Source organism: Streptomyces ferrugineus (genome assembly GCF_015160855.1).
GTDB classification, from domain to species: domain Bacteria; phylum Actinomycetota; class Actinomycetes; order Streptomycetales; family Streptomycetaceae; genus Streptomyces; species Streptomyces ferrugineus.
Genome location: NZ_CP063373.1, coordinates 5,149,272 through 5,162,033, shown reverse-complemented (window position 1 = coordinate 5,162,033; position 12,762 = coordinate 5,149,272). Strand labels below are relative to the sequence as shown.

Annotated in this window: 10 protein-coding genes; 4 read left to right on the top strand and 6 right to left on the bottom strand. The window is 69.1% G+C overall.

Annotation, left to right across the window (positions count from 1 at the left end; all coding sequences use genetic code 11):
- Positions 1-217 precede the first annotated feature (217 nt).
- The 3 genes from IM697_RS23435 (at position 218) to IM697_RS23425 (ending at position 5,284) form a co-directional block, all read left to right on the top strand.
- Positions 218-1,402 carry a thiolase family protein gene (locus tag IM697_RS23435; protein WP_194037939.1) on the top strand — a complete coding sequence of 395 codons (1,185 nt, stop codon included), beginning with the start codon at positions 218-220 and terminating at the stop codon, positions 1,400-1,402.
- Positions 1,403-1,432: 30 nt separating this feature from the next.
- Positions 1,433-2,194: a 3-hydroxyacyl-CoA dehydrogenase gene (locus tag IM697_RS23430; protein ID WP_194037937.1), complete on the top strand. Its 762-nt coding sequence runs from the start codon at positions 1,433-1,435 to the stop codon at positions 2,192-2,194.
- A 690-nt stretch (positions 2,195-2,884) separates the two neighbouring features.
- Complete coding sequence (locus tag IM697_RS23425) at positions 2,885-5,284, top strand: SpoIIE family protein phosphatase (protein WP_194037935.1); 2,400 nt, start codon at positions 2,885-2,887, stop codon at positions 5,282-5,284.
- Positions 5,285-5,333: 49 nt separating this feature from the next.
- On the opposite strand, the gene IM697_RS23420 is transcribed toward IM697_RS23425, so the two are convergent.
- The 6 genes from IM697_RS23420 to IM697_RS23395 all read right to left on the bottom strand — a co-directional run bounded on the left by IM697_RS23420 (position 5,334) and on the right by IM697_RS23395 (position 11,517).
- Positions 5,334-6,017, bottom strand: a complete 684-nt coding sequence (locus IM697_RS23420) for a TetR/AcrR family transcriptional regulator (RefSeq protein ID WP_228044125.1) — start codon at positions 6,015-6,017, stop codon at positions 5,334-5,336.
- 125 nt (positions 6,018-6,142) lie between these two features.
- Positions 6,143-6,949 (bottom strand): crotonase/enoyl-CoA hydratase family protein, encoded by an 807-nt coding sequence (locus tag IM697_RS23415; RefSeq protein WP_194037931.1) that lies wholly within the window; start codon positions 6,947-6,949, stop codon positions 6,143-6,145.
- Positions 6,950-7,030: 81 nt separating this feature from the next.
- Positions 7,031-8,185, bottom strand: a complete 1,155-nt coding sequence (locus tag IM697_RS23410) for an acyl-CoA dehydrogenase family protein (protein ID WP_194037929.1) — start codon at positions 8,183-8,185, stop codon at positions 7,031-7,033.
- A gap of 32 nt (positions 8,186-8,217) precedes the next feature.
- A complete protein-coding gene (locus IM697_RS23405; protein ID WP_194037927.1) occupies positions 8,218-8,991 on the bottom strand; it encodes an enoyl-CoA hydratase in 774 nt (257 codons plus the stop codon).
- A gap of 14 nt (positions 8,992-9,005) precedes the next feature.
- Positions 9,006-10,100, bottom strand: a complete 1,095-nt coding sequence (locus IM697_RS23400; RefSeq protein WP_194037925.1) for a CaiB/BaiF CoA transferase family protein — start codon at positions 10,098-10,100, stop codon at positions 9,006-9,008.
- A 10-nt stretch (positions 10,101-10,110) separates the two neighbouring features.
- Positions 10,111-11,517: a 4-hydroxyphenylacetate 3-hydroxylase N-terminal domain-containing protein gene (locus IM697_RS23395; protein WP_194037923.1), complete on the bottom strand. Its 1,407-nt coding sequence runs from the start codon at positions 11,515-11,517 to the stop codon at positions 10,111-10,113.
- Positions 11,518-11,732: 215 nt separating this feature from the next.
- Between IM697_RS23395 and IM697_RS23390 the strand changes: the two genes are divergently transcribed.
- Positions 11,733-12,704, top strand: a complete 972-nt coding sequence (locus IM697_RS23390; RefSeq protein ID WP_194037921.1) for an NAD(P)H-dependent flavin oxidoreductase — start codon at positions 11,733-11,735, stop codon at positions 12,702-12,704.
- Positions 12,705-12,762: the final 58 nt, after the last annotated feature.

Below are 12,762 nucleotides of genomic sequence, written 5' to 3'. Positions count from 1 at the left end.
TGCCCGGCACGCTGGAGACGGAGTAGCGCCCCTGAGGGCGGCGGGCTCGGATTTTCATGGCGGCTCCCATGAAATCTATCGATCGATAGATCGGGACCCTAGGTCCCGGGCGGTATCGCGTCAAGAGTCTTGATGGGGGAAGCGCGGCGCTCCTAGGATGCAATATCTATCGATCGATATATTCGATCTGGGTTGCACAGCAGTGGAGGGGCAGAACATGACCGACGCCGTCATCGTGGACGCCGTACGCACCCCGTCCGGCAGGGGCAAGCCGGGCGGGCAGCTGTCCGGGATCCACCCGACCGAGTTGCTGTCGGGAGTTCTGCGCGCTCTGGTCGCACGCAACGATCTCGACCCCGTCCTGGTCGACGACGTGATCGCCGGCTGTGTCGGGCAGGCCGGCGAGCAGGCGATGAACATCGCGCGCAGCGCGGTCCTTGGCGCGGGATTTCCCGAGTCGGTCCCGGCGACGACCATCGACCGGCAGTGCGGATCGAGCCAGCAGGCCGCGAGTTTCGCCGCACAGGGCGTGATCGCCGGTGCCTACGACGTGGTGATCGCGTGCGGGGTGGAGTCCATGAGCCGGGTGCCGATGGGCTCCGCGCTCCAGGGCCGGGAGCCATTCGGCCCCGGACTCGCCGCACGCTACCCCGACGGGCTGGTCAACCAGGGCGTGGCAGCCGAACTCATCGCCGCACGCTGGAAGTTCGACCGCGACGCTCTTGACGCGTATGCCGCGCGATCGCACGCGCGAGCGACGGCGGCAGCGGAGTCCGGGGCCTTCGAGAAGGAGATCGTGCCGGTCACCGGTCCGGAGGGGAGCGCCCTCACCGTGGACGAGACGGTCCGGCCGGGGACGGACGCGGCCGGCTTGGCCGCGCTGCGGCCGTCGTTCGCGGACGAGATGATCGCCCGGCGCTTTGCGGAGATCGAGGACTGGCGGATCACGCCGGGCAACTCTTCGCCGCTGACCGATGGCGCGTCCGCCGTCCTGATCATGAGCGAGGAAAGGGCCGCCGCGCTCGGTCTGCGACCTCTGGCCCGCTTCCATTCCTTCGCCGTCACGGGCAGCGACCCTTTGCTGATGCTCACAGGTGTCGTCCCGGCCAGCCAGAAGGTTCTGGCCCGTGCGGGCCTGGTCATCGACGACATCGACGCGTACGAGGTCAACGAGGCCTTCGCGCCCGTCCCCCTGCTCTGGCAGCGGGAACTGGGCGCCGACCCCGAGCGGCTCAACCCCCGCGGTGGCGCCATCGCGCTGGGCCACCCACTGGGCGCGTCCGGCGCCCGGCTGCTCACCACGCTGGTGCACCACCTGCAGGCAACCGGCGGACGCTACGGCCTGCAGACGATGTGCGAGGGCGGCGGTATGGCCAACGCCACGCTCATCGAACGCATCTGACGGCCCACCAACGAAAAGTTAGGAGAACACATGGACATCGCAGGCAGCGTCGCCCTCGTCACCGGAGGGGCCTCCGGCCTCGGTCTGGCGACCGTGCGGAAACTTGTCGAGGCGGGAGCCACGGTCGTCATCGTCGACCTGCCGTCTTCCAAGGGCAAGGCAGTCGCCGAGGAACTCGGCGACCAGGTGGCCTTCGCCCCGGCCGACGTCACCAGCGAGGAGGACGTGTCCGCCGCCCTCGACCTCGCGCAGTCACTGGGAACCCTCCGGGCCGCTGTCAACTGCGCGGGAATCGGACCCGCCGCCAAGACGGTCGGCAAGACGGGCGCGCACCCGCTCGACACATTCACCAAGATCGTCCAGGTCAACCTGATCGGCACGTTCAACGTCATCCGGCTCGCCGCCGAGCGGATCGGGCGGGCCGAACCGCTCGGCGAGGAGCGCGGCGTCATCGTCAACACCGCGTCCGTCGCCGCCTTCGACGGCCAGATCGGCCAGGCCGCCTACTCAGCCTCCAAGGGCGGCATCGTCGGCATGACCCTCCCGATCGCCCGTGACCTGGCGAGCCTCGCCATCCGCGTGGTGACCATCGCCCCGGGCCTGTTCCACACCCCCCTGTTCGACACCCTTCCCAAAGAGGCCGTCGCGTCGCTGGGGGCCCAGGTCCCGCACCCTGCGCGTCTGGGCGACCCGAGCGAGTACGCGGCACTGGCCGCCCACATCGTCGCCAACCCCATGCTCAACGGCGAGACCATCCGCCTCGACGGCGCCATCCGCATGGCCCCCCGGTAAACCGTCTCGTCGCCGTACCCCGACCTCGCCCCGAGGTTTGGGACATGCCGATCGGAGGGCTGAAGCAGGCAGCTGCGACGCGGACCATGCCGAGGTGCGGACCGGCCCCGGGAACGTTGCCGAGGAAGCACCGGTCGACATCCGTGCGCCGGCTCGCCCTCTCATCGGGAGCACAACCGCGCGGCAACAGCTCCTACGGCGATCTCACCCGCGGGCGAGTCGACCGCCTGGCTCACGCACCGTCGCATGGCACGAACGGCAAGGTTACCGAGTGCGTCGCCGCGTTATCTGCGGCGTGGATGACCACCCATCGCCCCGCTGCCCCACCGCCGCCCCCACAACCTCGTCGGCGGCTTCGACGCGGCTCTGTCCACCTGGGCATACGCGTCCTTGGTGCATGCGAGAGCGCGAGCCGTCCGGCACCGGTCAGGTGGTCGACGCCTCTCCATCGCGGACGGTACGTATCGCTGAGCCCACGATCTGGGAGTGGCGCGGAACGGGACCCCGTCCGACCGGCCGCTGATGGCGTCCCCCTCCGGTCTGCATTTCATGATCGTTGCCACAAGGTGGTGCAGCAGGGGGCGGTGGAGCAGCGATGCCGCGGGATGGGGTCTCGTAAAAGCGCTCTCTGGCCCAGGCTCACCATAATGGAGTGTGGCCCAGAGCATGGGGCCACTGGTGAGGTGGCTCATGACAGTCCCGAGCGAACGCGACGAGGCAAGTGTTTCGGCCGACGAGATCGTGGTCATCCTGCTCGATCATGCGGGAACCGTGCAGGGATGGTCTCAGGCAGCCGCGCAATTGCTGGGGCACGCGGCCGGCGAGGTCTGTGGGCAGCCGATGGCGAAGCTGCTCGCTGACCCCTCGCAGGGAAGCCGTGTGGACGCATGGGGTGATTCCATGCTCGCTTCGTCGGAGCACGTCGTCTTTCGGCACCGGTCAGGCCGACCGGTCGCGCTCACGGTGGACGCGGTGCGCCTGGACGGTTCCTCTGAGATCGTGCTTGTGGCGGGTCCTGGGCGTGATGGAGGCGAACGCGGGCAGGGCTGGTCCTTCTTGTGCGCCCTGCTCGCCCAGTCCCATTTCGGGGTCGCCCTCTACGACACGGAACTGAAGGTCGTACGTACCAATGCCACCGCCGGAATGCATGGCCGTGCGCTGCTTCAGGAGATCGCGGACCACCTGCGTCCGGTACTCGTCACCGGGATGCCACTTGTGGCCGGAGAATTGCGGATGGGTTCGTCTGACGCGTCCGGGAGGAAGCGACACCTGTCCCTGTCTGCCTTCCGGCTGGAGGACGAGTGCGAACGCCCGACAGGGGTCGCGGCGGTCTATACCGATCGCACCGAGGAGCAGCGAGCGCGGCGTCGTATGGAGATCAGCCACGAGGCGTCGGCTCGTCTCGGTGACTCTCTGGATGTCACGCGCACCGCCCAGGACCTCGTGGACGTCCTCGTCCCGGCACTCGGGGACGTGGGGTGGGTGGAGCTGGCTGAGGCCGTGCTCGACGGGAACGAGCCTCCCAAGATCTTCGGCGGGGGACAACTGCACTTGCGCCGGGCTGCGGTCGCCTCGGCAGCCGGCTCCTGGCCGCATGCGCTCCTTCAGCCGGGCGCGGCGGTGCCTCCTTTCCCGGACCTGCCCCTCATGCGGACCCTGCAGCAAGGCAAGGTCTTCAGGCTGTCCGATCGGGAGAAGGTCGGCCGGCTCGGGGACCCGGCGCTGGTCCCGCTGTTCGTCCCTGAACACGGGCACTCGGTGATTGCCGGCCCACTGTTCGCGCGCGGCTTCCTGCTCGGCTCGGTCGCGCTGTGGCGCACTGAGCGGCCCGAGCCTTTCGAGCAGGAGGACGCGGACCTGCTGGCGGAGATCGTCTCGCGGGCAGCACTGTGCGTGGACAACGCCCGCCGCTTCACACGCGAGCACCGGGCGGCGGTCGCACTGCAGCAGCGCCTGCTTCCCCGCCCCACCGTGAGCAATACGGCGGCCGAGTCGGCTGGCAGCTACGCCCCCGCGGGCGGCGCCGCGGACATCAGCGGCGACTGGTTCGACGTCATCCCGTTGCCGTCGTTGCGTGTGGCTTTCGTCGTGGGGGATGTCATCGGCCACGGTCTGCACGCCGCGGCCACCATGGGGCGTCTCCGGGCCGCCATGCGGACGCTGGCCGACCTGGAGCTGGAGCCGGGTGAGCTGCTCATGCGCATGGACGACCTTGTCCAACAACTCGCTGAGGAGGCCGACCCCCAGGATCAGGACACAGTTGGCGGCACCTGCCTCTACGCGCTCTACGACCCCGTCACCGGCAGCTGCTCCCTGGCCAGCGCAGGTCATCTGCCACCCGTGGTGATCGAGCCCGCTGGCACAGGTCGTCTGATCGACGTCTCCCCGGGGCCGCCTCTCGGCGTAGGCGGCATGCCCTTCGACACCACCACGGTCACCCTGGAACCCGGCAGCCTGCTCGCCCTGTACACCGACGGCCTGGTGGAACGGCGTGACCGAGATGCCGTACAAGGAGCCCGGGAACTCCTGGACACCCTTTCTACGCTCTGCCGCGATGCTCGGGCGCTGCAAGACATCGGCCACGCCATCATGGCCGGGGCTGCTGAGCCGGCGTCCCGAGACGACATGGCGCTTCTCCTGGCCCGTATCCACCGGCTTCCGGTGTCCCACGCGGCCGAATGGCAGTTTCCCGATGATCCGGCCGTCGTGTCCGACGCACGCAGGGACATCGCCCGACAACTCTCGGCATGGGGGCTCGACGAAATCGCTTTCACCACAGAACTGATCGTCAGTGAACTGGTCACTAACGCGATTCGCTATGCAGGCGGAACGGTCGGTGTCCGCCTTTTCCATGACGACAGCACGTTGGTCTGTGAGGTCACGGACCGGAGCAACACCCAGCCCCGCTTGCGTCGCGCGCGAGCCGGTGACGAAGGAGGGCGGGGGCTGTTCCTCGTGGCTCAGCTCACCAAGCGATGGGGCAGTCGCTACCACCAGAACGGAAAGACCATCTGGGCGGAGCAGCCGATCAGGGCTGTGCAGAAACTCGGTGTCGACCTTGCTGCCGTCTGGGGCGACACGGACGCGTAGGCGCTGGGTACCAGGTGGCAGCACGTTTGGCGGTCTACCGCTCCCGGCGCTACGTTCCGCGAGTACGGAGCACGAGGGCGTCCAGGGCGAGCGTGACGTAGCGCTGTGCGACCTCGGCTTCGCTCAGCGGGCCCTGCGGCCGGTACCAGACGGCGACGGCCTGGCACATCGAGACGACGGCGCGGACAGCCTCCGCCGGGTAGGGCGTATGGAACACGCCGTCCTTGATGCCGTCGTCGACGATGCGTCGCACCATTACGGAGAGCTCGTTGCGCTGCGCGATGTATCGCTCGCGGTTCTCGGGTTCGAGATTGCGGACCTCCCCGTCGAGGAACGCCAGGCGCCGCCGATGCGCCATGTACAGGGTGAAGCACTCCACGATGTGCGCGACCTGGTCCTCCGGCCGGTCGCCGGCCTCGGTCAGGGCGTGTCGGCAACGGACCAGGATGTCGTGCATTGATCCCATGAGGAGGGTGACGAGCAGATCCTGCTTGCTGCCGTGGTGGTAATACAGGGTGGGCAGGGTCACGCCGACGCGGTTGGCGATGGCACGTACGGAGCCGCCGTGGTAGCCATGAGCTCCGAACTCCTCAAGGGCCGCTTCGAGGAAGGGGGAGAGCTTCAGCTCTTCGAAGTGTCGCCAGTCGGCTCCCGGATCCGGCTCGAAGCCGAGTTCGAGGTCCTCGCGTCGCGCCCGGTCCGACTGCTTCGTCCGGGACGTCTGCCGTGCCACGTACCTCTCCTTCGTAGCCTGGCGTCGTGCAGGCCGGCCGGTCTTCTTCACAGCGGAGCCTACAAGGCGGCGGGATTCGTCGTCGGCGGCCTGGTCCGGGCCGGAGAAGCCGCCGGCCACAGCACTCAGCGTCCGGTCCAGCGTGGCGGGCGTTTCTCGACGAAGGCCCGCGGGCCTTCCAGAGCGTCCGCGCTGGCGCTGACCCCCTGCCATTCGCGGTCGTTCTCCGCCCAGGCCTTCGACTCCCAGTCCGATCCAAGATCGGGGGAGGCGTGGACGAGGCGCTTGACGGCGCCGAGTGCCAGTGGTGCGCCAGCGGCGATGGCCTCGGCCAGTTCCAGGGCGACCTCCACGGACTTGCCGGCGGGTGCCACTCTGTTGACCAGGCCCCATCGGGCGGCGGTCGCCGCGGTGATCGGCTCGCCGGTGAGGAGCATTTCCAGTGCCGCGTTCCGGGGGATGAGGCGCGGCAGCCGAACGGCCCCGGCGGCCCCCGGGATGAGACCCCGCCGCACCTCCGGAAGCCCGATCACCGCGTTCTCGTCAGCGACAGCGAGATCACAGGCCAGCACGATCTCGGCGCCTCCGCCCAGCGCGTGGCCGTTGACCGCCGCGATCAGAGGTTTGTCCACCCAGTGGCTCACCACACCTCCGAATCCCCACTCCTCGTTGCCGGGCGCCATGACCGGAAGGCCCGCGGCGGCCGCCTTGAGGTCCATGCCGGCGCAGAACGCGCGGCCCGCTCCGGTCAGCACGGCGACCCGCAGGGTGGAGTCGGCGGCGAACTCCTTCAGGGCGGCGCCTGCGGCTGCGGAAAGCTCCGCGTTGACCGCGTTCAGTGCCCTGGGGCGGTTGAGGGTGATCAGCGCGGTGTGGCCGTGCCGCTCCAGTACCGCTGCGGGGGCGTCGTCGCTGGGCTGTGGTGCGGTCATGGTGCCTTCCAGGCGTCAGATTGGTCAACGATCGATAAATGCGGGCGAGGTGGAGGGAACCTCGTCATCCGTCCGGCCGGTTCAGCTCGGCCGGATCAGCTGTCTGCCGATGATCTCCTTCATGATCTCGTTGGTGCCGCCGTAGATGGACTGCACTCTGCCGTCGAGGAAGGCGCGGGCGATCGGGTACTCCGTCATGTAGCCGTAGCCGCCGTGGAGTTGCAGACCGCGGTCGGTGACCCGCTGCTGCAATTCGGTGGCCCACCACTTCGCCTTGGCCGCGTCCTCCACGGTGAGCCGACCGTCGTTGAGGGCGAGCATCGCCCGGTCGATGAACGCCTGGCTGACGTCCAGTGCGGTGCGCAGTTCGGCGAGGGTGAAGGCGGTGTTCTGGAAGGAGGCGATCGGCTGGCCGAAGGCCTTGCGCTCCCGCACGTACTCCAGGGTCCAGCCGAAGGCGGCTTCCGCGGCGGCCTGTGCGCTCATCGCGATGGCGAGGCGCTCCCGCGGCAGGCACCGGATCAGACTGCGAAGCCCGCCACCCAGTTCGCCGAGCAGGTTCGCGGCGGGCACCCGGGCGTCGCGGAAGAACAACTCCGCGGTGTCCTGACCGTGCAGGCCGATCTTCTCCAGCTTCCGGCCACGGGCGAATCCGGGAGTGTCCCGTTCCACCACGAAGAGGCTGATCCCTTTCGACCCGGCGGACGGGTCGGTGCGTACGGCGACGACGACCAGGTCGGCCTGGATCCCGTTGGTGATGAAGGTCTTGGCACCGTTGAGCAGCCAGTGATCGCCCTCGCGCACGGCGGTGGTGCGCATGCCCTGCAGGTCGCTGCCCGCCTCGGGCTCGGTCATGGCGATGGCGGAGATCAGCTCCCCGGCGGCGAGCCCTGGCAGCCAGCGTCGTTTCTGCTCCTCGGTAGTGAGGTCGAGGAAGTACGGCATCGCGATGTCCTCGGTGAGGCTGAGGCCCAGTTGCACCGAGGCCGCGCCGATCGCCGCCAGTTCCTCCATCACCACGGCGCGGAAGCGGATGTCGCGCTCGTCGCCTCCGCCGTGCTCCTCGGGCACGGCCAGCCCGATGATGCCCTGGCGGGCGGCCACCTGCCACAACCGGCGGTCGACCAGCCGTTGCTCCTCCCATTCCCTCAGACGCGGCGCGACCTCCCGCTCGACGAACTTCCGGACGCTGTCACGGAAGGCCTCATGGTCCGAGGTGTACAGGTTGCGTTCCATGCGGAGCTCCCTCTCCGGCGTGCGAGCCGGGTCTACTTTCCGGAGAACTCGGGGTGGCGCTTCTCGCGGAATGCGGCCACGCCCTCCGCGAAGTCCGCGGTAGTGAACAACTGCGCCTGGCCCTCGCGTTCGACGGCGAGAGCGTCCTCCAGCTGTGCCAGTGACGAGGCGTTGAGGGCACGTTTGGTCTGGGCGAACGCCGCCGTCGGTCCCTCAGCGAGCTGCCGCGTCAGCCGTTCGACCTCGCCGTCGAAGGCGCCGTCGGGTATGGCGTGCGTGATCAGGCCCCACTGAGCGGCGAGGGACGCGGGGACACGTTCGCCGAGCATGGCCATGCGCGTGGCGCGCGCACGGCCGACCGCCGCTGGGACGAGCACGGTGGCACCGCCGTCGGGCATGAGACCGACCTTGGCGAAGGCGAGGAGGAAGTACGCCGACTCCCGGGCCACGGTGACATCGGCGGCCAGAGCCAGGGAGCAGCCGACACCGACCGCGGGTCCGCCCACGGCCGCCAGGACGGGCTGGGGAATCCGCCGTAGGGCCAGCGTGAGCCGGTTGGCCGCGTCGATCGTGTCGGTGCCGGGCAGGGTCCCTGCCTTGCCCCCGGCGAGGTCGGCGCCGGCGCTGAACGCGCGTCCCGCGCCGCCGAGCACCACGGCCCGGACACCGGTGTCATGCCCGGCAGCCTCCACCGCGTCGGCGGTAAGGGTCAGCATCTCGGTGGTGAGGGCGTTGAGGCGCGACGGCCGGTTGAAGGTGATCCGCACAACGGATCCGTCGTGCTCGACGAGTATCGAGCGTGTCATCGAGGGCCTGCCTTTCAGGCTTTCCAGTCGGCGAGCACGGCTTCGGTGTCGCTTGCGAGCAGTGGCGGAGCTGACGGCGCCCGGGGGACGGTCCGCGAGAAGCGCGGCGCCGGTGAGGCCTGCAGCACCCCGCCGATCTCCGTGAGGGCGCCGCGGGCGGCCAGATGAGGGTGGTGTGGCACTTCCCCAGGAGCCAGGACCGGGGTGACACACGCGTCGGTGGCGGCGAAGACCTCGGCCCATTCGTCACGGGGACGGGTGAGGAAGACTTCGGTGAGCCGGTCGCGCAATCGAGGCCACCCGGATCGGTCTCCCTGGTCGGGCAGTGTGCCCGAGTCGAGTCCGAGCCCGGCGAGCAGGGCTCGGTAGAACTGGGGCTCGATGGCTCCGACGGCGACATGGCGGCCGTCCTGACACACGTAGGTGTCGTAGAACGGAGCGCCGCCGTCGAGGAGATTGGTGCCGCGTTCGTCGGACCAGGTGTCCTGGCCGCGCATCGCCCACATCATCTGCAGCAGCACGGTGGTGCCGTCGACCATCGCCGCGTCCACGACCTGGCCCTCGCCCGAGCGGTCCCGTTCCCACAGGGCGGCGAGGACACCGGCCAGCAGAAACATCGAGCCGCCGCCGAAGTCACCGACGAGGTTCAGCGGAGGCACCGGCCGTTCGCCGGGCCGCCCGATGGCGTGCAGGGCACCGGTCAGGCCGATGTAGTTGATGTCGTGGCCGGCCCGCTGCGCCATCGGCCCGTCCTGACCCCACCCGGTCATCCGCCCGTACACCAGACGGGAGTTGACCCGGTGGCAGTCCTCGGGGCCGACACCGAGGCGTTCGGCGACCCCTGGCCGGAAACCCTCGACGAGCACGTCGGCCCGGGCCACCAGTCGCAGCACGAGCTCACGGCCCTGCGGGGCTTTGAGGTCGGCGGCCACCGACCTTCGCCCGCGCAGCAGGTGATCAGGCTTGCCGTCGGTGAGGTCGAGCGTCCCCTGTGGACGTTCGACGCGTACGACATCGGCGCCGAGGTCGGCCAGGATCATCGCCGCATGGGGGGCCGGCCCGATCCCGGCGAGCTCGACGACGCGCAGTCCTGCGAGGGGTCCCGTCATGGCGCACCCCTCAGCCGTGGTCGAGGCCGGCGAGCCGCGTGACGTACTCGCGGGCCCTGGCGGGGTCGTAGGAGCGGGCGATCTGCATCTTCTCGGCCTCCAGCGACCCTTCGGCATGGGTCGCGAGGACGGCCTGGTAGCCGCCGTAGTCGCGAGCGGTCAGATCGCCGATGAAGTTGAGCATGCGCAGCCGCTGTTCGGCGGGGACGGCACCGGCGTAGTACTTCTCCAGCACGGCGCGGATGCCGGGGTCGGCCCAGTCCTCGCCGCCCGGACCGGTGATGAGCAGGCCGCCGGAGAGGTCCATCAGCTTGGCCACGGCGTCGTGGAAGCCGTGGGCGAAGGTGTACTTGGCGGTGTTGACCGCGAGCGGGTCGGGCTGCTGAATGCCGTGCTGTCCAGGCCGCGACCGGACTGCCGCCAGCTCTGCGAGGCCGCGGACGGTCTCGGCGTAGGCGATCAACTGGGCGATCTTGTCCCTGACATGTCCGGCCCGGCTGATGCCGTTGTACTCGGCGATGAGCGAGGCCGCCCCTACGAGGATGTCCAGCAGCGGCAGCTTGTAGTTGATGGCCGTGAACCGGTGGTAGTCGACGAACGCGATCGCCAGCGGCCCGGCCAGCTCGGGACGGCGGTTGAGGAAGACCCGGTCCTTGGGCACGCGGACGTCGTCGAACACCGTCAGGCTTTCGAGCAGCTTGTGCTTTGACGACAGCGGGAACTCGAAGTCGTTGCGCTCCCCGGCCGAGTACGGCGAAACGTACAGGTGCAGGCCAGGGGTGTCGACGGGAATCGCGAACGAGACCGCGTAGTCCCGGTCCTCCGGCCCCATGGCGCGGGTGGGCAGGACGATCAGCTCGTCGGCGTTCGCGGAGAAGGAGGTGTGGCACTTGGCCCCGCGCACCGTGATCGACTCCGCGTCCTCGTCGACGACATGGAGGTAGAGGTCGGGATCGGCCTGCTGGTGCGGGGGGAGGGACCGGTCGCCCTTGACATCCGTCTGCGCCACCGCGAGCGCCAGGTCGTTGTCGCACACGTACTGGTGGTAGGCCCGCGCCTTCTCCGAGTCGACCCCGTCCAGGGCCCGGAGCAGAGCGAACAGGGCGTCGCTTCCGACCTCCTTGAGGACGATGGTGCCGGCTCCGAGGGAGGACACGGTCTCGATGAGCTCGCCCCGGGCACGCAGGTCCTCGGACGTCCGCGGTACCTGGTAGAAGGCCGAGTAGGCGCCGGTGGGTCCCTGGGCGACGGAGAGTTCTGGGTGCGTGTCGACGATTCTGTAGCAGAGCGCCGAGTGGTCGACCGCGCCGGACAGTTCGGGGTCGTTCACGACGTCGGGAACGCGGCGGCCGCGGTAGAAGACGGACCTGCCGTCGCGCAGGCCTTCGCGGTACTCCTTGGCGGTACGCAAACTCATCCGATCTGCTCTCTGTGTCAGGGTGGGCGATGGGCGCTCACAGGCTTTCCAGGACGGCGGTTCCGGCCCGCCCAAGAGTTAGTATCTATCGATCGATATAGGCCCTCTGTCGCGAAGGGTCTGCGGGTGGCTCCAGAGTCGCGTCGATACTATCTATCGATCGATAGAGGTGCTAGTGTGCCCGGAGGATTTGGAGAGTGGAAGGGGACCTCGGCATGGTTCGTACACGGTTCTGTGACGTGTTCGGAGTGGAGTATCCGATCGTCCAGGGCGGGATGCAGTGGGTGGGCCGTGCCGAGCTGGCCTCGGCAGTGGCCAATGCGGGCGGGCTGGGATTCATCACGGCGCTGACCCAGCCAACACCAGAAGACCTGGCCAAGGAGATCGCCCGCTGCCGGGACATGACCGACAAACCCTTCGGGGTGAACCTGACCATCCTTCCGTCGATCACCCCGCCGCCGTACGCCGAGTACCGGGACGTGATCGTCGAATCAAGGGTGCCCGTGGTGGAAACGGCCGGCGCCAACCCGGCCGAGCACCTTCCGGCGTTCCACCAGGGCGGAGTGAAAGTGCTGCACAAGTGCACCAGCGTCCGCCACGCCGTGAAAGCGCAGGAACTGGGCGTGGACGGCATCTCGATCGACGGCTTCGAATGCGCCGGACACCCGGGCGAGGACGACATACCCGGACTGGTCCTGATCCCCGCCGCCGCGAAGGAGATCAGGATCCCGATGATTGCCTCCGGCGGGTTCGCCGACGCCCGCGGTCTGGTCGCGGCACTCGCCCTCGGCGCCGACGGCATCAACATGGGCACCCGGTTCCTGGCCACCGCCGAGGCGCCCGTGCACGACAACGTCAAGCGTCACCTGGTGGAGGCGAGCGAGCAGGACACCGACCTGATATTCCGGCCCCTGCGCAACACCGCACGGGTGGCCCGCAACGCGGTCAGCGAGCAGGTCGTGTCGATCCTGAACGCGGGCGGGAGGTTCGAGGACGTCCGCGAACTCGTGGCCGGGGCCCGTGGCCGACAGGTGTACGAGGCCGGCGACCCCGATCTGGGGATCTGGACCGCCGGCATGGTCCAGGGACTCATCCACGACATCCCGACCGTCGCGGAGCTGATCGACCGCATCGTCACCGAGGCCCACGCACTCATCACGGGCCGCCTCGCCGACGTGCTCGTCTAAAGGCGTGTTGCGCAAGGCTGTGTTCGGGCAGGTCAGAGCCCATGAACGGGGTGGTCTG